Below are 20435 nucleotides of genomic sequence, written 5' to 3'. Positions count from 1 at the left end.
CACTCGGGGCCATCGGTGTGAACCCCGCCCGCGCGAGGCTTTCCGTGCCGGGGTGGTGGCCGGGTGTGCTCTTCGTATTGACGCACAGTGATCGGCATGGACAGCGGTGTGAAACGTGAGGTGCTGGTACGGCGGGTGCTGGCCGGGGCCGTCGTGGGGTGCTTCGTACTGGGGGGTGTGCTGGTCGCCATGCCTGACGGGGATCGCCCGCCGCCGCCCTCCCCCGGGCCCGTGGCGCGGGCCGCGACCGCGGTCGGGTCCGGGGCGCCCGCCTCGCTGCCCGATCTCGTCGCGCTGATCAGCGACCGCGAGGCGCATCTGCGGGCCCATCCGGGTGATGTGCGGTCGTGGGCCGAGCTGGGCACCGCGTATGTGGAACGGGGGCGGCGGACCGCCGAGCCGAAGTTCTATCCGAAGGCCGACGCCGCGTTGCGTACGTCGCTGAAGGGGCGGCCGAAGGGGAACACCGAGGCGCTGCGCGGGATGGCCGCGCTCGCCGACGCGCGGCACGACTTCCGGGCCGCTCGGGGGTGGGGGGAGGCGGCGGTCGCCGCCTCGCCGAAGCGGTGGAGCGGTTATGCGGCGCTGATCGACGCGTATCGGGGGCTCGGGGACTACAAGGGGGCTCGGCGGGTGCTGGCGAAGCTTGTCGAGCTTCCCTCGGGGAGTGGGAGTGGGGGTGCGAGTGGGAGTGGGGCGTCGGGGGGTCGACCGGGAGCGCAGGTGTCGGTTCGGGCCGGGCTCGTCTATCGGGACCGGGGGTGGCGGGAGGATTCCGCTGCCGCCCTGTCCGATGCGGCGGCGCTTGCCGCTGCGCCTGCTGAGCGGGCCGACTGTCTTGTACGGGTCGGGGAGTCGGCCTGGGAGCGCGGGGAGGCCGCCGAGTCGCTGCGCGCGTTCGAGGCCGCGCTGCGGGCCGATCCCGGGGAGCATGCGGCGCGGGCCGGGCAGGGGCGGGCGCTGGCCGCGCTGGGGCGGGACTCGGAGGCGCTGCTCGCGTACCAGTCCGCGCTGGCGAAGCAGCCGTTGCCGCGGTACGCGCTGGAGTTGGGCGAGTTGTACGAGTCGCTGGGGCTGGGCGGGGCCGCGCGGGCTCAGTACGACGTGTTGCGGGCGCGGGTGCGGGAGGGGGACGCGGCCGGGGTGAACGAGGAACTGGTGCTCGGGCTCTTCGAGGCCGACCACGGGGATGCGGGCGGTGCGGTGCGGCGGTTGCGGGGTGAGTGGGCCCGGCATCCTTCGGCGGCTGTGGCCGATGCGCTGGGGTGGGCGTTGCATCGGGACGGGAAGGACAAGGAGGCTCTCGGGTTCGCCACCCGGGCCACGGACCGGGTGCGTGGGGGTGGGGCTCGGGTCGCTCTGTACTCGTTCCACCGGGGGGTGATCGCGCGGGGGCTGGGGGACGACTCGGGGGCTCGGCGGCATCTGGGGGAAGCGTTGCGGATCAGTCCGGTGTTCTCGCCGCTGTTGGTGCCTGTGGCTCTGCGGGCGTTGGAGGAGTTGGGGGAGGCCGAGCCTCGGCCTGCGGGCGCGTTGCGGTAGGCGGCGCGGCGGTAGGCGTGGTGGTGGGCGGTGCGGCGTGGCGGTCCGTGGCGTCGGGGCCGTGCCGGTACGTCGAGTCCGCCGCCTCCCGGGTGTACGGCCCCAAGAAGGGGAAGTGGCCGTCGTTTGCAGGAGCTCTATGCGGCGGACTTCGACGTACCGGCACGGCCCGCTCCCGTGGTGTGCCGGGTGCGGGCCGTTCGTGGTGGAGGGCTCTTGATCAGAGGTTGCCCCGGCGCTCCTGCTCTCGTTCGATCGCCTCGAAGAGGGCCTTGAAGTTGCCCTTGCCGAAGCCCATGGAACCGTGGCGTTCGATCATCTCGAAGAAGACCGTCGGCCTGTCCTGGACCGGCTTCGTGAAGATCTGGAGCAGGTAGCCGTCTTCGTCCCGGTCCACGAGGATCTTCAGTTCGCGGAGCGTTTCCACGGGGACCCTCGTCTCGCCCGCCCATTCGCCGAGGGTGTCGTAGTAGGAGTCGGGGGTGTCGAGAAACTGGACGCCCGCCGCGCGCATCGTGCGGACCGTGTTGACGATGTCGTTGGTGTTCAGGGCGATGTGCTGGACGCCGGCGCCGCCGTAGAACTCCAGGTACTCGTCGATCTGGGACTTCTTCTTGGCGATGGCCGGCTCGTTGATCGGGAACTTGACCTTGAGCGTGCCGTCCGCCACGACCTTGGACATCAGGGCGCTGTACTCGGTCGCGATGTCGTCGCCCACGAACTCCTTCATGTTCGTGAAGCCCATGACCTTGTTGTAGAAGCCGACCCATTCGTTCATCCGGCCGAGTTCCACGTTGCCCACGCAGTGGTCGATGGCCTGGAAGGTGCGCTGGGCCGGGGGTTCGACGATCGGGGCGGCGGCTGTGTAGCCGGGGAGGTACGGGCCCTCGTAACCCGTGCGCTCGACCAGGGTGTGGCGGGTCTTGCCGTACGTGGCGATCGCGGCCAGGACCACCGTGCCGTGTTCGTCTTTCACGTCGTGCGGCTCGGTGAGGGGCTTCGCTCCGTGTTCCACGGCGTACGCGAAGGCCGCGCGTGCGTCCGGGACCTCGATGGCCAGGTCGACGACTCCGTCGCCGTGCTCCGCCACGTGCTCGGCGAGGAAGGTACCCCAGGGGGTGGCGGGCCTGATGACCGAGGTGAACACGAAACGGGCGGAGCCGTTCTCCAGGACGTAGCTCGCGGTCTCCCGGCTGCCGTTCTCCGGTCCGGAGTACGCGACCAGCTTCATGCCGAAGGCCGTGGAGTAGTAGTGCGCCGCCTGCTTGGCGTTGCCCACGGCGAAGACGACCGCGTCCATTCCCTTCACCGGGAAGGGGTCTGCCTGCCGCGCGGTATGAGGGGTGTGGTGCGTGGTCTGCGTCATGGGCGCAGACTCTCGCCCTTTAGCAAGGTGCGCAATCGTTTGTGATTTGGCTGGGCAATATGTTCAGCAGGAGGCCGACTTACCTCTACTTCTTGTACAGGGTGACCATCTCGGAGGTGTTTGTGGGGATCGATCGTTTGGATGGGCGGCTTCTCGTGCTGCTCGCCGAGGAGCCCCGGATCGGGGTGCTGGAGATGTCCCGCCGGCTCGGGGTCGCGCGCGGGACCGTGCAGGCGCGGCTGGACCGGCTTCAGTCGAATGGAGTCATCCGGGGATTCGGTCCGCAGGTGGATCCCACGGCCCTCGGATATCCCGTCACCGCGTTCGCGACCCTGCAGATCCGGCAGGGGCAAGGCGCCGACGTACGGGCGCACTTGGCGACCGTGCCCGAGGTGCTGGAGCTGCACACGACCACGGGCGGCGGGGACATGCTGTGCCGGCTCGTGGCCCGGTCCAACGCCGATCTTCAACGGGTGATCGACCGGGTTGTCGGTTTTGATGGCATTGTCCGGGCCTCCACGGCGATCGTCATGGAGAACCCCGTTCCGCTGCGGATCATCCCGCTGGTGGAGCAGGCGGCCAGGGACGACGACGGCTGAACGACCGGGCTACCGAGTGAGGTGACAGCGGTGAACTTCTGGGAGTACCTGGGCAGTCGTCATCAGCAGCTCCTCGCCGACGCCTTCCAGCATGCGAGCGCCGTGTTCCAGTGCATGGTCGTCGCCACCGTCGTGGGGGTGGTGATCGGGGTCGTCACCTATCGCAGCGACTGGGCCGGGAACCTCGCCACGATCACCACGGCGACCCTGCTGACCATCCCCTCGCTCGCCATGATCGGTCTGCTGATCCCGGTGGTGGGGCTGGGTGTGCCGCCCACCGTGATCGCGCTGACCCTGTACGGGCTGCTGCCCATCGTGCGCAACTCGATCGTCGGGCTGCGCGGGGTCGATCCGTCGCTGGTGGACGCGGCGACCGGTATCGGGATGTCGCGGCTCGCCCGGCTCGTACGCGTCGAGCTGCCGTTGGCCTGGCCGCCGATCCTGACCGGGATCCGGGTCTCCACACAGATGCTGATGGGCATCGCCGCCATCGCCGCGTACGCCTCCGGGCCCGGGCTCGGCAACGAGATCTTCCGCGGTATCGCCTCCCTGGGCAGCAAGAACGCGCTCAACCAAGTCCTCGCGGGCACGCTCGGGATCATCGTCCTGGCGCTGCTGTTCGATGCCGCGTACGTCCTCATCGGGCGGCTGACCATCCCTAGGGGGATCCGTGTCTGAGACAGCAGCAGAGACCGTGGAGGGGGCCCGGGAAGGCGGGGGCGGGCGGGAGGCCACCGGGGCCACCATTCGGCTGGAGAGTCTGAGCAAGCGGTATCCGGGGAGTTCCGATCCCGCCGTGGACAGCGTCAACATGGAGATCAACGCCGGTGAGCTGGTCGTGCTCGTCGGGCCCTCCGGGTGCGGCAAGTCCACCACACTGAAGATGATCAACCGGCTGATCGAGCCCACGGGCGGGCGCATCCGTATCGGTGGCGAGGACGTCACCCACATGGATCCCGTGAAGCTGCGGCGGAAGATCGGGTACGCCATCCAGTCCTCGGGACTCTTCCCGCACATGACCGTCGCCCAGAACATCGGGCTCGTACCGAAGATGGTCGGCTGGTCGAAGGCGCGGGTCACCGAGCGGATCGAGGAGATGCTGGATCTGGTGGGGCTCGACCCCGGTGAGTTCCACGGGCGCTATCCGCGGCAGCTGTCCGGAGGGCAGCAGCAGCGGGTGGGTGTGGCGCGGGCGCTGGCCGCCGATCCGCCCGTTCTGTTGATGGACGAGCCGTTCGGTGCCGTCGACCCCATCACCCGCGATCATCTGCAGGACGAACTGATCCGGCTGCAGCACGAACTGCACAAGACGATCGTCTTCGTCACGCACGACTTCGACGAGGCCATCAAGCTCGGCGACCGGATCGCGGTACTGCGGGAGCAGTCGCACATCGCGCAGTTCGACACCCCGGAGGCGATCCTCACCAACCCCGCCGACGACTTCGTGTCCGGGTTCGTGGGCGCGGGGGCCGCTCTGAAGCGGCTGAACCTGACGCGCGTACGGGATGTGGAGATCACCGACTATCCGACGGTGACCGTCGACGATCCGCTGCAGGACATCTTCAACAAGGTCCGGGCGGGCGGTACGAACGAGATCCTGCTGCTCGACCGGCGGGGGCGGCCCTACAAGTGGCTGCGGCGCGGGGATCTCATGCGGGCCCGGGGCTCGCTGGCCAGGGCAGGCACGCTGGTGAACGACACCGTGACCCGGGACGCGACGCTGCGGGACGCGCTGGAGGCCGTGCTCACGGACAACGCGGGGCGGGTCGTGGTGACGGGGCGGCGCGGGGAGTACACCGGCGTGGTGGACATGGAGACGCTGATGAACTCCGTGCAGGAGATGCTGGAGGCCGACCGGCTCGACGCGATGGAGCACCAGCACGACCTGGAGGAGGCCCGCACCGAGCAGACCCGTCACGAGCAGGAGGGCGTGGGCGGCGGCGGGGGCGGGGAGGGGCAGGCGTGAGCACCCCCGAGAGCGGTCGCGACGGCGGTTCGGGTCCCCGGGACGCCCGTACGGGGCCCGAGGATGTCCGTACGGGGCACGGGAACGACCGTACGGGACCCGGGAACGACCGTACCGGCTTCGGGGACGCCGGTCCTGAGGCCGGGCGGGAGGCCGCCTTCGACGAGGACCTCTCCGCGGTGGCCGCCAAGTCCCGTGCGCCCAGGATCAGTTGGCTGAAGCTGACCCTCCTGCCGGCCGTGCTCGTCGTGGGGCTGCTCTGCACCTGGCTCTGGTTCCGCCAGGCGGATCTCGACCCGCTCTCCGAGAACGCGCTCAGCAACGGGCAGGTGTGGAAGGCCCTGCGCCAGCACATCGAGCTGACCGTGATCTCCACCTTCTTCGTGCTGATCATCGCGATTCCGCTGGGCATCCTGCTGACGCGCGGCGTCTTCCGCAGGGCGACCCCGCTGTTCATGACCTTCGCCAACATGGGGCAGGCCACGCCCGCGATCGGGCTGCTCGCCCTGCTGGTGATCTGGCTGGGCATCGGCCGCAAGGCGGCACTGATCGGCATCATCGCGTACGCCGTCCTGCCGGTCCTGTCGAACACGATCGCCGGGCTGAAGGCGAACGACCCGACGCTCCTGGAGGCCGCCCGGGGCATCGGCATGTCCCCGCTGGGCGTGCTGAGCCGGATCGAACTCCCGCTGGCCGTACCGCTGATCCTCGCCGGCGTGCGGACCGCGCTCGTCCTGAACGTGGGCACGGCGACGCTCGCCACGTTCGGCGGAGGCGGCGGTCTGGGCGTGCTGATCACGACCGGGATCACCAATCAGCGGATGCCGGTGCTGGTCCTCGGCTCGATCCTGACCGTCGCCCTGGCCCTGCTGGTCGACTGGCTGGCGTCACTGGCCGAACTCCTGCTCAGTCCACGCGGTCTGGAGGCGGGCTCATGAGACGGGTCACGTCGGTTACGGGTCCGGTGGCGGCGCTCGCCCTGCTGGCGGCGGTGTCCGGGTGCGGGCTGACCAGCGGTTCGCCCATGGTCGACGACGTGAAGCCGGGGTCGGTCGGGAAGGGGCAGCCGCTCAAGGGCGCCGATCTCACCGTGACGTCCAAGGAGTTCACCGAGCAGCTCGTCCTCGGCGCGATCATGGGCATCGCCTTCCAGGCGGCCGGCGCCGAGGTCCTCGACCGCACGGGCATCCAGGGGTCGATCGGCTCCCGGGAGGCGGTCAAGAACGGGGACGCGGACGCCGGTTACGAGTACACGGGCACCGCCTGGATCACCTACCTGGGCAACAGCGACCCCATCGCGGATCCGCAGAAGCAGTGGGAGGCCGTGCGCGAGGCCGACGCGAAGAACGGGCTGACCTGGCTGCCTCCCTCGAAGCTGAACAATACGTACGCGCTCGCCATGAACCAGGCCAACTACAAGAAGTACGGCACGAAGACGCTCTCCGAGGTGGCCGCCCTCGCCAAGAAGGACCCCAAGGCCGTCACGCTCTGCGTGGAGAGCGAGTTCGCCAACCGGGCGGACGGGCTGCCGGGCATGGAGAAGGCCTACGGCATGAAACTGCCGAGCGGGAACATCACGCAGATGGACACCGGGATCATCTACACCCAGGTGCGCAAGGGCAGTTGCACCTACGGGGAGGTCTTCACCACCGACGGGCGCATCAAGTCCATGAACCTCGCCGTGATGGCGGACGACAAGAAGTTCTTCCCCAACTACAACGTGGCTCCGCAGATCAACACCAAGGCCCTGAAGAAGTACCCGGCGATCGCCGAGGTCCTGGCCCCGATCACGAAGCGGCTCGACAACGACGTGGCGCAGGAGCTGAACGCGAAGGTCGACGTCGACGGCGAGGATCCGCACGCGGTGGCGCTGGACTGGATGAAGAAGGAAGGCTTCGTCAAGGAGGGCTGAGCGCGGCCGAGTGCCCGACCTGCGGGGGATCAGCAGGAGGGGACGGAGCCCTTGCCCTTCTCCAGCGCGACCAGGGAGTCGACGGCGCCCTTGAGGGTCGTCACCGGGATGAGGCGCAGCCCCTTCGGGGGCTCCGACTTCGCGTCCGAGCACTCCGCCTTCGGGACCAGGAAGACGGTGGCGCCGTCGCGGCGGGCGGCCTGCGTCTTGAGGGCCACTCCCCCGACCGCGCCGACCTTCCCGCCGGCGTCGATCGTTCCCGTACCCGCGATGACCCGGCCGCCCGTGAGGTCGCCGCCGCTGCCGTCGCCGTCCAGCTTGTCGACGATGCCGAGGGAGAAGAGCAGTCCGGCGCTCGGACCGCCCACGTCGGCGAGTTTCAGCGTGACCTCGATGTCGTCCGACTGCTCGCCGAGCTGGTTCAGAGCCGCCTCGGTGGCGGTGTCCTGCGACTTCTTCATCTCCTCGGCGTTGTAGTCCTCGATCTCCTCGACGCTGTCGCCGCTCGGGTAGACCGAGTCGCGCGGCATCACCGCACGGTCCGTACGGAACCAGCCGTCGAGCACGTCACCCAGGCTGACGTCCGTGTCCGGGCCCGTCGCCTCGATGGTCGTCATCCGCAGCTGCCCGCTCGTGTCACGGGCCTTCGCACCGGAGATCGTGATCACCGGGTCGCCCTTGTTCTCACCGAGCACGTCCGCCGTCATCCCGGGCTGCGCCAACGAGAACGGCAACGGCGCGAACACGGCCACGGCGAACAGCCCCACGACGGGCAGCGCACACAGCGCGACGAAGCGGGGACGGGAGAGACGAACGAAACCAGAGAGACGAGAAGCCACGGCATCAATCTAACGGAGAGCAATCTTCCACTGTCTGGGGGCGCGCTTCTCGGGGGCGCGGTGGTTCTCGGGGGCGCGGGGAACGGCGCAATCTTTGGCTTTTAGGGGCGCGGGGAACGGCGCAGTCTTTCGCTCCTGGGGGCGCGGGGAACGGCGCAATCTTTGGCTTTTAGGGGCGCGGGGAACTGCGCGACCAGCCACAGCGGCCCCGGAGCCGACCCACAACCCACGCCCCCCACCCCGGCAGGACCCGGCAGGGCCCCGGCAGGGACCCGGCTCAACGAAGCGCGTCAGCCACTTCCCGCGCAGCATCGACAACCCGCGGCCCCACCCGCTCAGGCACCGCGTCCGCCAACATCACCACCCCCACACTCCCCTCCACCCCCGTCACACCGACGAGCGCCGCCGCGGCCCCGCTCGCCCCGGCCTCCAGCTCGCCGTGCGTGAGGGTGTAGCCGAGCTCACCGTCCACACCCCCGGCCCGCGCCGCGAGGATCGCCTTCCCGGCGGCCCCCCGCTCCAGCGGATGGCGGAACCCGGCACGGTAGGCCACGTGATAGTCCGTCCACGTCGGCTCGACCACGGCGACGGCGAGCGCCTCCGTACCGTCGACCAGCGTGAGATGGGCAGTCGCCCCGATGTCCTCGGCCAGCGACCGCAGCGCGGGCAGCGCGGCCTCGCGCACCAGCGGATGCACCTGCCGGCCGAGCCGCAGCACCCCGAGCCCGACCCGGGCACGGCCGCCCAGGTCACGGCGGACGAGGGCGTGCTGCTCCAGCGTGGCGAGCAACCGGTACACAACGGTCCGGTTGACTCCGAGTTTGTTGGACAGCTCGGTGACGGTCAGACCGTGGTCGGTGTCGGCGAGCAGCTTGAGGACGCGCAGTCCCCGGTCGAGCGTCTGGGAGGTTTCCGCGGTCACGACGCCCACTCCTTAGTGGTGAGGGTCGGCGACCCCCTACGTGGCGGATGCGCCACCGGTCCCATCGGCGACGCGCGTCAGAGGCCGCCGGTCGGCTGCGTCCCGGGTACTTCCGGGCGGGCACCGGCTGCGCTCCGCGGCGGCGCTGCCACGGGGCGTGTGCGTAGCGGGACAGTAGCGAGCTGGTTCGCTCAGCGGAAGGCTCCGTCCAGAATCCGGTCATGCGCAGGTACGGACCGCCACTGGTTACCCACGGTTTGCTCCCGTTCCGGCCGGATATGAGCGGCGCGGGCAACTCGGCGTACACCACCTCTGCACAGAGCGCGCACGCCTGCCGGAGGGGGCGCGCACGCACGCGAGCGCCGGTGCCATCAGGGCACCGGCGCTCGTGTTGACGTACAGGCGTGTTCGGGCGTGCGGTCACCGCATCCGGGTCGCCCATTCCTGCACCTTCTCGATCCGCTGGCGCAGCTGCCCGGCGGTCGCCTCCGCGCTCGGCGGGCCGCCGCAGACGCGGCGCAGCTCGGTGTGGATCACGCCGTGGGGCTTGCCACTCTGGTGGACGTACGCGCCGACCATGGTGTTGAGCTTCTTGCGCAGCTCCAGCATCTCCTTGTGGGAGACCACGGGGCGCCGCTCGGCGGGCAGTTCGAGGAGGTCGGCCTCCTCGTCCGGCTTCTTGCGGCTGTGCGCGATCTGCCGGGCCTGGCGCTTCTGGAGGAGGAGCTGGACCTGGTCGGGTTCGAGGAGGCCGGGGATGCCGAGGTAGTCCTGCTCCTCGGCGCTTCCCGGGTGGGCCTGCATACCGAACTCGGCGCCGTCGTACAGGACCCGGTCGAAGACGGCCTCGGACTCCAGCGCCTCGAAGGAGAACTGCTCCTGCTCGCCGGTGTCCTCGTCCTGCTCCTTGTTCGCCTCCTCCATCTCCTTCTCGGACTCGGCGTACGGGTCCTCCTCGCTCTCCTTCTTGGGCTTGTCGAGGGCGTGGTCGCGCTCGACCTCCATCTCGTTGGCGAAGGTGAGGAGGTCGGGGACGGTCGGCAGGAAGACGGAGGCGGTCTCGCCGCGCCGCCGGGACCGTACGAAGCGGCCGACGGCCTGGGCGAAGAAGAGGGGGGTGGAGATGGTCGTCGCGTACACGCCCACGGCGAGGCGCGGTACGTCGACGCCTTCGGACACCATCCGGACGGCGACCATCCAGCGGTCGTCGCTCTGGCTGAACTCGTCGATCCGGTTGGAGGCGCCGGTGTCGTCGGACAGGACGACGGTGGCCTTGGTGCCGGTGATCTCGCGGATGAGCTTGGCGTAGGCGCGCGCGGAGTCCTGGTCGGAGGCGATGACGAGGGCGCCGGCGTCCGGGATGCCCTTGCGCACCTCGGTCAGCCGCTGGTCGGCGGCGCGCAGCACGCTGGGCATCCACTCACCGCGCGGGTCGAGGGCGGTGCGCCAGGCCTGGCTGACGGCGTCCTTGGTCATCGGCTCGCCGAGCCGGGCGGCGATCTCGTCCCCCGCCTTCGTACGCCAGCGCATGTTGCCGCTGTAGGAGAGGAAGATGACGGGCCGCACGACGCCGTCGCCGAGGGCGGAGCCGTAGCCGTAGGTGTAGTCGGCGGAGGAGCGGCGGATCCCGTCGTTGCCCTCCTCGTACGCGACGAAGGGAATGGGGTTCGTGTCGGAGCGGAACGGCGTACCGGTGAGGGCGAGCCGGCGGGTGGCGGGCTCGAAGGCCTCCAGGCACGCCTCGCCCCAGGACTTGGAGTCACCGGCGTGGTGGATCTCGTCGAGGATGACGAGGGTCTTGCGCTGCTCGCAGCGGTTGCGGTGCAGCATGGGCCGTACGCCGACTCCGGCGTAGGTCACGGCGACGCCCTGGTACTCCTTGCTGAGCGGGCCCGCGCTGTACTCGGGATCCAGCTTGATCCCTATGCGCGCGGCCGCTTCCGCCCACTGCTTCTTCAGATGCTCGGTCGGCGCGACCACGGTCACCTGCTGCACGACATGGTGGTGCAGCAGCCATGACGCGAGGGTCAGCGCGAAGGTCGTCTTGCCGGCGCCGGGCGTGGCGACGGCGAGAAAGTCACGCGGCTGCTCCTGGAGGTACCGCTCCATCGCCCCCTGCTGCCAGGCACGCAGCTTGTTGGCGGTGCCCCAGGGGGCCCGCCCGGGGAACGCGGGCGACAGGTGGTGCGAGGACGCGGCGCTGGCGACGGAAGAGGCGGGCACGAAGGGCCCTCCAGTGAGGGTGTCGGGGGACGACGGGCGGGCGGTAGTCACGGTCTCCGTGGGGTGGTCGGGCCGCTCGGTTACGTATGACGACGGCTGCGTATGACAACCGGGCCACCCTACCGGCGCCCCACGAACGTCAACGCGCGGACGACGCGGGGACCCCGCGGGATGGGACTCAGCTCACATCGGCTCGTCCCGGCTCACTTCAGCTCGTCTCAGCCCGCTGGAGGGACCCGCAGCCGCGTGGTCACCCATGCCCCCACCAGCGCCACCCCCGCCATCGGCAGGAACACCGCCACGAAGGCGGCCGGGTGGCCGCCGGAGGCCTGCGTGGCCGCGTGGGTGACCGTGCCGCCGCCGAGGGCCGCGAAGGCCGCGCCGCCCGCGGCGAGGAGCAGGACGTTGGCGAGGCCGTCGGACATCTGGAGGGCGGCGGAGTTGTTGCCGGCCTGGCCGGGGGCGGAGAGATGGAGCAGCAGAACACTGGTGGAGGAGATCACCAGGCCCATGCCGAAGCAGCCGAACGCCCAGGCCACCGCCACCGTCCACACCGGCACCCCGTCGATCAGCACGGTCGGCGCGGCGGCGATGGCGGCCGCGGTGAGCACCATGCCCAGCATCATCAGCCGCTCCCGGTACGGCTCCACGCGCGCCCTCGCCTGCACGAAGGAACCCAGCGCCCAGGTGCCGCCGCCGGCCGCGAGGGAGAACCCGGCGAGCGTCGGCGACAGGCCCCGCTCGGTGACCAGCATCAGCGGTACGAAGGACTCCGCCGCGATGAAGGACCCGGCGGCCACGCCGCGCAGCAGCACCACGGACGGCAGTCCGCGCGCCGCCAGGTAGGTGCCCCGCGGCAGCAGTCCGAGGACCGCCGGGACGAGCAGCGCGGCCCCGGCCACCCCCGGGACCAGGGACAGCCACCGCAGGTCCTGGGCGGCGTACTGGAGGAGTCCGGCGCCCGCGGAGATGCCCAGCGCCAGCCGGATGCGCCGCCGGTCGAAGGGGGCCGGAAGGGTCCCTTCCTCCGGTCCGGACGCCCGACTGCGTATCTGCGGCAGCGCGAGCGCCAGCGGCAGGAGGACCAGCACCGGTACGCCGACGAAGACCCAGCGCCAGCCGAGGTGCTCGGTGACCGCGCCGGAGGCGAGGGGGCCGACGATGGACGGGACCACCCAGCTCGCCGCGAACGCCGCCATGATCGACGGGCGCAGCCGGGCCGGATACGCCCGCCCCACCACCACGTACAGCGCGACGATCACCAGCCCCCCGCCCAGGCCCTGTACGGCCCGGCCGAGGATGAACAGCCACATGGCCCCGGCCGTCCCGGACAGCAGCAGCCCCGCCGCGAAGGCCCCAATGCCCGCGGTGAGGGACCCCAGCGGGCCGGCCCGGTCGGACCACTGCCCGGCGAGCACCATGCCGAACAGGCTCGTCGTGAAGTACCCGGAGAACGCGAACGCGTACAGCGAGATCCCGTCCAGCTCCCGCGCCGCCACCGGCATGGCCGTCCCGACGGCCGTCGCCTCGAAGGCGATCAGCAGCACGACGGACACGATCCCGATGCTCAGCGCCCGGTACGGACGGCTGAGCACACCGTCCGGGGCGACGTCTTCGATCGGTGCGCTCGGGGTGGCGGCGACGCCGGTGTCGCCCGGTTCCAGGGAGGTCATGTTCGCCAGGGTAAGGGGCAAGACCGACATTGACCCCTGTCGAAAGACGGCCCCGCCCTGAGACCTTGGTCGTACGACCTCCAGCACCCGCCCTTCCCGCCCTTTGTGAACGCGGCATGGCAGTCCCGTTGCAGCCCCCACGAAGCCCTTGGCCACCTCCACCCCGGCCCGTACGGTCGACACAACGAGTCCGGAACAACGGACTCAAGCTTGGCCGTGTGCCCGAGTGGCTTAGGGACTCGCCTGCAAAGCGAGGCACGTGGGTTCAATTCCCGCCACGGCCTCTGGTCCGGTGTCGGGGTCGGCTGCCTTCGGGTGGTCGGCCCCGCGTCGTGTGCGGGCGGTTCCGGGCGGCCCTGGGTGGGTCAGAGCACGCCTCCCGCCTCGTCCTGGAACATCTCCGTCCAGTAGTGCCACTCGGTGCCCGGGGCGGTGCCCGTGGGGTCGACCGTCGACAGGGTCTGCGCCATCGTCGTGGCGAGCTGGTCGTAGGCCTCGTCGGTCAGTTCGTGGGCTAGGGACTCGTCGATCGTCCGCTCGCGGTGGAGCAGCCACAGGGTGAAGGCCAGGGTCGAGACGTCCGTGTTCAGCGCGTACAGCGTGGCGTCGGGCTCGCTCCAGTCGAGGATCGCGCCCGTCTCGCCGTCGACGATCAGGCTGTTGTCCTCGATCAGGTGGCCCAGGCGGATCAAGTGGTCGGCGTCGCGCGGGAGTTGGTCGGGGGTGAACACGTCCGGGCGCTCGTCCTCGTAGTACTCGGCGAGCGTCGGCAGCGGTACGTCCGTGTCCAGCTGGAACAGGAAGCCGTCCTCGGGCAGGCCCGTCTCGCGCAGGAAGTGCCGCGTCGGCTCGTGGGCGAGGGCGGCGGGGAAGTCGACGTCCTCGAAGCGCACCACCCGGCCGTGCCCGAACTCCTGGTCCAGCAGGCGGGCGGGGAGGTCGAGGGTCAGCGCGGAGTCGGCCGGCGCGTCCGCGACCAGGGCCATCGGGCGGATCAGCGCCGCCATCTTCCAGAACGGCGGGACCTCGCCGTCGACGCCCTCCTCGAACAGCGCCAGCAGCTGCCGCGACATCGCGGTGACGGCCTTCGGCCCGAACCGGCCCTCGTAGGAGGCGAACTGGCCTCTCCTCGCGGACATCTCGTCCGTCGCCGTCACGAAGTCCGTGAGCGTCCGGAGCGAGGGCGCGAGCGGGAGACGGTCCATCAGGTCGGGGCGGTCGTGGAGGAAGAACGTGGTGGACACCTCGCCCGTCGCCCCGTCGAGCAGGACCGACTCCGTCTCCATGCCGCCGGGGTCCCGCAGTGCGCCGATCACCAACTGGTCGCGCAGTTCGGGATGGAGGGCGGCCGGGTCTCCCGTCGAGTCCCCCACCGTCCGCAGGCCGTCCTCGCGCAGGGGCTCGAAGGTCAACAGGCCGCTGTCGCCCGGCAGTCCGGGCCCCGTCAGCCAGCGGCGCGTCGGCGGGTGCGTGACGTACGGGTCCAGCGCGTCCTCGTGCAGAGTGATCCTCTCGATGCCGATGCCGATGCCGGTGCTGACACCGGTGTCATTGTCCGTGCCGCTGTTGGTGCCGATGCCGGTGTCCGTCGTGCTCATCGTTCCCCCGCGGATCGTTGTTCGCAGTCCCCCGGCAGGACCGGGCCGGGCGGCACACAGTCATGCGCGCAGGCATGCCGCCACGCATGCCAGGGCATCCGGATGCGCCTCGAAACACCCGGAAACGGCCCGCCGCCCAGCGGTCCTCCCCCACTGACCAGAACACTACCCGGCACCACTGACAACGCCCCGGGATCGCGCTGACCAGCGACTTCACACCGGCCTTCGCTGACTTCCCGTCAGTCCCGCCCGGGTCCAGCCGGATCCCGCCGGCCGACTCACCGGCCGACTCAGCGGACGCGGGCCCGTTCCCGGCCCGCCAGGATCGCGTCCACCGTCTGCCCCGCGGTCTGCTCGGTGGTGTCCAGCCACAGCCCGACACGCGGGGTGTCCGTACGCAGCCCGCGGTCGAGGTCCTCGACGGTCCACGCGCCGTAGCCCGTCTTGGCCCGCCCCTCCTCCCGCTCCGCCACGGCCGCGGCGTCCGGGGCCAGTACGACGACGTACAGCGGGCTCGTCCGTACGAGTTCGACGTAGGCCGTCAGGTGCGCGCCCAGGACCACGTCCTGGACGACCGCCGTGAAGCCCGCCCGCGCGTACGTGTCCGCCGTCGCCGCCGACAGCCGGTAACGCAGCCGGAGTTGGGCCTCCGCCTCGCTGTGCGGGCCCGCTCCGGGCTCGTACTCCGCGCGGCCGGTGACGAGCATCCGCCGGAACACGTCACCCCGTACGTGGGCGGCCCGTGGCAGTCTCTCGGCCAGTGCCTGCGCGACCGTGGACTTCCCGGCGGCCATGATGCCGGTGATCAGGACCACACCGCCGTCCACCACTCACCCCGCGTTCCGCACGTGCCTCACTGCGTCGCCGTCACCACGGCCGCCTGGGGCCTTATCGGCAGCCGGTTCACCGGGCGTCCGGTGGCCGCCCGTACGGCGGACGCGACCGCCGCGGGGGACGTGACGACCGGTACGGCGCTGACGGCCTTCGCTCCGAAGGGCGCGACCACGTCACGCTCCTCGACGAGCTTGACGATGCGGATGTCGGGGGCGTCGAGGGCGGTCGGCAGCGAGTACCCGGTGAGGTCGGGATGGCGCACCAGCCCGCGCGCGGTGCGCAGGTTCTCCGTGAGGGCGGCGCCGATGCCCTGGGTGACCCCGGCCTCGATCCGGGCGGTGAGCTGCGCGGGGTTCAGGATGCGGCCCACGTCCTGGGCGAGCGCCAGTTCGACCACGCGTACCGAGCCCAGCTCGATGTCCACGTCCACCACCGCGCGGATCGCGCAGAAGGCGAGGCCCACGAAGGCGTCGCCCTGGCCGGCGCCGTCCAGCGGCTCGGTGGGGTGCGGACGGCACTGCGCGGTCGCCCACAGCTCCTTGCCGTCCATCGCCTCGCTGACGGTCGTCGACAGCACGCCGTCGTACGAGGTGATCTTGCCGTCGGTGATCTGGAGCAGCTCGGTGGACATGCCGAACTTGTGCGCCAGAGGCTGCAGCAGCTGCGTGCGGACCATCTTGGCGGCCCGTTCGACGGCGCCGCCGGAGACCCAGGTGTGCCGGCCGCGGGCGCTGGGGCCCGCCGGGGGCTGGTCGGTGTCCACGGAGGCCACATGGACCTCTTCGATGCCGAGCGTCTCCTGGACGATCTGCCGGGCCAGCGTGGTGAAGCCCTGGCCGGTCTCCACGGCCGCGCAGAGCACGGTGGCGATGCCGTCGTGGACCTTCACGGTGGCCGTCGAGACCTCGTCGGTGCCCTCGGCGCCGAGCATGTGGACCATGCCCAGGGCGTAGCCGACGCCCCGCCGTACGGCGCCGGGTTCGCCGGCGCCCTCGGGGCCGCCGGGGAGCAGCCACTCGTCCTCGGGGGTGTCCTTGGGGAGGGCGGGCAGCGGGTGTTCCTGGACGGCCTGGAGCAGTTCGGCGACGGGGGCCGGGCAGGTGACCGTCTGGCCGGTCGGCAGGACGTCCCCGGTGGCCAGGACGTTGCGCAGGCGCAGGTCGGCCGGGTCGACGCCGAGCTTCTTGGCCAGCTTGTCCATCTGGGCCTCGTAGGCGGCGCAGACCTGCATGGCGCCCTCGCCGCGTACGTGTCCGGAGGGCGGGTTGTTGGTGCGTACGGCCCAGCCCTCGATGAAGGCGTTCGGGACGACGTAGGGGCCGCAGGCGAAGGAGACGGCGGCGGCGAGGGCCTCCGAGGAGGTGTCCGCGTACGCGCCCGCGTCGAGGAGGATCTGCGCCTCGACCTTGATCAGCCTGCCCTCGGCGTCCGCGTGGTGGCGGTAGCGCAGGAGCGTGGGGTGCCGGTGGACGTGCCCGAGGAAGGATTCTTCGCGCGTCGCGGTCAGTTTGACCGGGCATCCGGTCTTGAGGGCGAGCAGCCCGAGCGGGAGCTGGAAGCCCTGGTCCTCGCGGTCGGCGGTGGCGCCGGGCACGCCGGTGACGACGACCTTCACGCGTTCCGGTTCCAGGCCGTAGCAGGCGGCGGCCGTGTCGCGGTCGGTGTGCGGGTCGGTGGAGGCCACGTAGAGCTCGACCCCGCCGTCGGGGCGGGGCACGGCGAGGCCGGCCTCGGCGCCGATCGGGGCCGGGTCCTGGCGGCCGATGCGGTAGAGGCCCTCGACGACGATGTCACCGGCGGCGTCCGGGTCTCCGTGGCGCAGCGGGATGTGGCGGATGAGGTTGCCGTCGGGGTGCAGGGGCTCCGCTTCGAAGGCCTGCTCCGGGTCGGTCACCGGGTCGAGGATCTCGTACTCGACGATGACGGCCGCGGCGGCCATGCGCGCGGTGTCGGGGTGGTCCGCGGCGACGGCCGCGATGGCCTCTCCGTGGTGGCGCACGACGTCGGAGGCGAAGACGGGGCGGTCGGCCCTGCCGCGGCCGAGCAGCGCGGTGCCGGGCACGTCCTCGTGGGTGATGACGGCCTGGACGCCGGGCATCTCGCGCGCGTGGGTGGTGTCGACGGACAGGATGCGCGCGTGCGGGTGAGGTGATCTCAGGACGGCGGCCCACAGGAGGCCCTCGGCCCACAGGTCCGCCGCGTACGGGAAGGTGCCCTCCGTCTTGGCGCGGGCCTCCGCGGACGGCAGGGACACGCCGAGGCCGTGCGGCGGCGGTTCCGGTGCGGTGCCGGGCTGCGCGGTGGTCGCGGTGGCGGTGTCGTTGCTCACGCCTGGCCTCCGTCCTGGCCGTACGGCTGCTCGTGGGGCTGGCTGGACTGGTGGGGCTCGAACGCGGACGGGTTGACGCCTCCGCCGCCGGGGCCCGCCTGGTGCGGGATACGGGCCTCGTCGCCGTCCGAGGAGCTCTCGGCGGCCGCGTGGGCCTCGCGCTCGGCCACGACGTCGCGTACGGCGTCCAGGACGCCCCGGTAGCCGGAGCAGCGGCACAGGTTGCCGCACAGGGCCTGGCGGGTCTCCAGGTCGGTCGGCGCCGGGTTGCCCTCAAGGAGGTCGTGCACGGTCATCGCCATGCCCGGGATGCAGAAGCCGCACTGCACGGCGCCGCACTTGGCGAGGGCCCGCTGGACGTCCGAGGGCTGCCCGTCGGCGGCGAGTCCCTCGACGGTGCGCACCTCGCTCCCGGCGGCGGTCACGGCGGGCACCAGGCAGGACGCGACGAGCCGGCCGTCCACCTGGACGTTGCAGGCGCCGCACTCGCCCTGCGAGCAGCCGTCCTTGGCGCCCGCGAGGCCGAGGCGCTCGCGCAGTACGTACAGCAGCGATTCGCCGATCCAGGCGTCCGTCACGGGCCGTTCGACGCCGTTCACCCGCAGGACGTACGAGACGAGGGGGTGGTCGTTGTGCGGGGCGACGCCCTGGGGGTCGTCGGCCCCGGACTCCTCGGCGGCCTCGCCGTCCGGGTCCGGGTAGGACGCGCCGGTCGCGGCGTCGGGAGCCTCTTCGCCGGGCTCCTCCGTGGAGGCGGCCTCCGGCTCGCCCGCGGGGTCGTCCGCGTACTCCTGGTGGTCGTGGCGGGACGCGGCCCCGGACGGTTCCTCGCGTCCGTCATCACGTCCGTCGTCGCGTCCGTCGTCGTGGCCCGGGTCGCGCTCCACGGAGACGGCGATCTCGTCGGCGTGCGCTCCGGAGACGTCGATGATCTCGGCGGCGCCGTGCTCGGCGGGGGCGTGGGGCCCGGTCCCGTCGGCGGGCTGCTGCTGCTCGGGGGGCTGCTGGGCCCAGGGCTCGTTGGCCCAGGGCGCCGCCGCTCCGCCCGGCAGCGTGGCGGGCGGACTGCCACCCCACTGCTCGACCAGCGAGGACGTGGTGAACTCGCCGGACTCGTCCGGCAGATCACCGTCGGCGAGCGGGATGGACCACTGTCCGCCGACGTCCTGGCCCGAGCCGTCGTGCCCCGTCCCGTCGTGTCCGTGCGGGCCCTGGTCGCCCTGTGCGGGCTGGTCGAAGGTCCACTGGCCGGTGGCCCCGGGGTGGTACGAGAACTGGTCCTGGGGGGCCTGCCGGTGCTCTTCGGGGAGGGCGTTCGGGTCGGGCCACCGGACGTCCTGCCGCTGACCGGGGCCGGCCGCCTCGGGCGGTGCGCCCCAGGAGCCGGTGGACCCCGGGTCGTTCTCGGCACCCGTGCCGGGCGCGACCGTTATCGGCGGCGGTACGTAGCCGTGGCCGGGCGCGGCGAGCGGCGAGTCCGCGAGGAGGGCGTCGATGCCCCCTTCGGGGAGCTTGACGAAGGCGGTGGCGCCGTCGTCGTAGTCGCCCTGGGGCAGCGGGTCCCAGCGGCTGCCCGCGCGGGGCGCGCCCTCACCGTGCTGATCTCCGTGCTGGTCGTCGGTCACGACAGTGCCCTCCCCAGTGCTCGTCGGGCCAGCGCGGCGACGGTGCGCCGCAGGTGCAGTACGGCGGGTGGCAGCGGCTGTACGGAACCGTCCTCCTCGGGGGCCGGATCGGGGATGCAGGCCGCGGCGACGTACTCGCCGAAGGCGGCCAGCGCCTCGGGCACGATCGCGCGGTTGTTGTCCCAGTCGATCAGCGAGGCGACCCACTGCTCGGCGTCCAGAGGGCGCAGCGGCATCGGTGCTATGGCACCGACGGCGCACCGCACCCCGCGCCTGGCGGGGTCGAGGACGAGCGACACGGAGGCGATGGCGCGCCCGGGGCCGGTCCGTCCGGTGGCCTTCAGGAAGACCTGGGGCGCGTGCAGCAGCGGCACGCGCACGTACCCGATGAGTTCGCCGCCGCGGAGCATCTCCATGCCCGCGAGCAGGTGCGACACGGGGATCTCGCGGCGGGCGCCGCCGGGGCAGGCGATGATGAGGGTCGCTTCCAGCGCGGCCAGCACCGGGAGGGCGTCCCCGGTGGGCGACGCCGAGGCGATGTTGCCGCCCAGGGTGCCCGCGTTGCGGATCTGCGGCGGTCCTGCGGCCCGCGCGGCGGCCGCGAGGGCGGGGATGAGGGCGGCGAAGTCGGGGCGCCCCATACGGGCGTGGGTGAGGCCGGCGCCGAGGAGCGCGTGGCCGTCCTGGTACTGCCAGCCGCGGATCTCGCTGATGCGGCCGAGGCCGACGAGCGCGGCGGGCCTGAGCTGTCCTGAATTGACGGCGGCCATGAGGTCGGTGCCGCCGGCCACGGGAACGGCGGCGGGCATGGCTGCGAGCGCCGCCACGGCCTCGTCCAGTGAGGCGGGCAGCGTCACGGCGTGCGCCGCCTGCGGTGCGTGCGTGGTCAAACCGGCTGCCCCTTCCCGCTGCCCCACCTGGTCCCACCTGTGTTGCCGTACGGTACGTGCTGACAGGGCGGACGTGGCAACTCTGGCACATCTTCCCGGTTCCCCGACGCGGGGGTC

Annotated in this window: 16 protein-coding genes and 1 tRNA gene; 7 read left to right on the top strand and 10 right to left on the bottom strand. The window is 71.6% G+C overall.

The window, feature by feature from the left end; all coding sequences use genetic code 11:
- Positions 1-96 precede the first annotated feature (96 nt).
- Positions 97-1542, top strand: coding sequence for a tetratricopeptide repeat protein (locus J8N05_RS10900; protein WP_210882231.1), 1446 nt, complete (start codon positions 97-99; stop codon positions 1540-1542).
- A 220-nt stretch (positions 1543-1762) separates the two neighbouring features.
- Here the strand turns inward: J8N05_RS10900 and hppD are convergent, their stop codons facing one another.
- Positions 1763-2908 (bottom strand): 4-hydroxyphenylpyruvate dioxygenase, encoded by a 1146-nt coding sequence (gene hppD / locus J8N05_RS10895; protein WP_210882230.1) that lies wholly within the window; start codon positions 2906-2908, stop codon positions 1763-1765.
- A gap of 122 nt (positions 2909-3030) precedes the next feature.
- Between hppD and J8N05_RS10890 the strand changes: the two genes are divergently transcribed.
- The 5 genes from J8N05_RS10890 (at position 3031) to J8N05_RS10870 (ending at position 7385) form a co-directional block, all read left to right on the top strand.
- Positions 3031-3507 carry an Lrp/AsnC family transcriptional regulator gene (locus tag J8N05_RS10890; RefSeq protein ID WP_107016413.1) on the top strand — a complete coding sequence of 159 codons (477 nt, stop codon included), beginning with the start codon at positions 3031-3033 and terminating at the stop codon, positions 3505-3507.
- Positions 3508-3537: 30 nt separating this feature from the next.
- Complete coding sequence (locus J8N05_RS10885) at positions 3538-4185, top strand: ABC transporter permease (RefSeq protein WP_107015967.1); 648 nt, start codon at positions 3538-3540, stop codon at positions 4183-4185.
- A 16-nt stretch (positions 4186-4201) separates the two neighbouring features.
- Positions 4202-5473, top strand: a complete 1272-nt coding sequence (locus tag J8N05_RS10880) for a betaine/proline/choline family ABC transporter ATP-binding protein (protein WP_210890130.1) — start codon at positions 4202-4204, stop codon at positions 5471-5473.
- Between the two features lie 179 nt (positions 5474-5652).
- Positions 5653-6411 carry an ABC transporter permease gene (locus tag J8N05_RS10875; protein WP_210890129.1) on the top strand — a complete coding sequence of 253 codons (759 nt, stop codon included), beginning with the start codon at positions 5653-5655 and terminating at the stop codon, positions 6409-6411.
- Positions 6408-7385 (top strand): glycine betaine ABC transporter substrate-binding protein, encoded by a 978-nt coding sequence (locus J8N05_RS10870; RefSeq protein WP_210882229.1) that lies wholly within the window; start codon positions 6408-6410, stop codon positions 7383-7385. The genes J8N05_RS10875 and J8N05_RS10870 overlap by 4 nt, the downstream gene beginning before the upstream one ends.
- Before the next feature lie 29 nt (positions 7386-7414).
- Here the strand turns inward: J8N05_RS10870 and J8N05_RS10865 are convergent, their stop codons facing one another.
- The 4 genes from J8N05_RS10865 to J8N05_RS10850 all read right to left on the bottom strand — a co-directional run bounded on the left by J8N05_RS10865 (position 7415) and on the right by J8N05_RS10850 (position 13042).
- On the bottom strand, positions 7415-8224 hold the full coding sequence (locus J8N05_RS10865; RefSeq protein WP_210882228.1) for a S16 family serine protease: 810 nt from the start codon (positions 8222-8224) through the stop codon (positions 7415-7417).
- 277 nt (positions 8225-8501) lie between these two features.
- Positions 8502-9146 carry an IclR family transcriptional regulator gene (locus J8N05_RS10860; RefSeq protein WP_210882227.1) on the bottom strand — a complete coding sequence of 215 codons (645 nt, stop codon included), beginning with the start codon at positions 9144-9146 and terminating at the stop codon, positions 8502-8504.
- A gap of 420 nt (positions 9147-9566) precedes the next feature.
- On the bottom strand, positions 9567-11369 hold the full coding sequence (locus tag J8N05_RS10855; protein ID WP_210882226.1) for a DEAD/DEAH box helicase: 1803 nt from the start codon (positions 11367-11369) through the stop codon (positions 9567-9569).
- Positions 11370-11587: 218 nt separating this feature from the next.
- On the bottom strand, positions 11588-13042 hold the full coding sequence (locus J8N05_RS10850; protein WP_210882225.1) for an MFS transporter: 1455 nt from the start codon (positions 13040-13042) through the stop codon (positions 11588-11590).
- A 212-nt stretch (positions 13043-13254) separates the two neighbouring features.
- On the opposite strand from J8N05_RS10850, the gene J8N05_RS10845 reads away from it, so the two are divergent.
- Positions 13255-13326: transfer RNA gene (locus J8N05_RS10845), tRNA-Cys, on the top strand.
- Between the two features lie 81 nt (positions 13327-13407).
- Here J8N05_RS10845 and J8N05_RS10840 read toward each other — a convergent pair.
- From J8N05_RS10840 to J8N05_RS10820, 5 genes are all read right to left on the bottom strand, one after another.
- On the bottom strand, positions 13408-14640 hold the full coding sequence (locus J8N05_RS10840) for an SUKH-4 family immunity protein (protein WP_210882223.1): 1233 nt from the start codon (positions 14638-14640) through the stop codon (positions 13408-13410).
- 290 nt (positions 14641-14930) lie between these two features.
- Positions 14931-15455: an AAA family ATPase gene (locus tag J8N05_RS10835; RefSeq protein WP_407699897.1), complete on the bottom strand. Its 525-nt coding sequence runs from the start codon at positions 15453-15455 to the stop codon at positions 14931-14933.
- A gap of 38 nt (positions 15456-15493) precedes the next feature.
- A complete protein-coding gene (locus tag J8N05_RS10830; RefSeq protein ID WP_210882221.1) occupies positions 15494-17803 on the bottom strand; it encodes a xanthine dehydrogenase family protein molybdopterin-binding subunit in 2310 nt (769 codons plus the stop codon).
- A complete protein-coding gene (locus J8N05_RS10825; protein ID WP_210882219.1) occupies positions 17800-19428 on the bottom strand; it encodes a 2Fe-2S iron-sulfur cluster-binding protein in 1629 nt (542 codons plus the stop codon). Before J8N05_RS10825 ends, J8N05_RS10830 begins: the two co-directional genes overlap by 4 nt.
- Positions 19425-20318, bottom strand: coding sequence for an FAD binding domain-containing protein (locus tag J8N05_RS10820; RefSeq protein WP_210882217.1), 894 nt, complete (start codon positions 20316-20318; stop codon positions 19425-19427). Before J8N05_RS10820 ends, J8N05_RS10825 begins: the two co-directional genes overlap by 4 nt.
- Positions 20319-20435 lie beyond the last annotated feature (117 nt).

The sequence above is a fragment of the Streptomyces liliiviolaceus genome (genome assembly GCF_018070025.1).
In the GTDB taxonomy this organism is placed as follows: domain Bacteria; phylum Actinomycetota; class Actinomycetes; order Streptomycetales; family Streptomycetaceae; genus Streptomyces; species Streptomyces liliiviolaceus.
The sequence above is the reverse complement of the archived record's forward strand: the minus strand, read 5'-3'. Positions and strand labels throughout refer to the sequence as shown.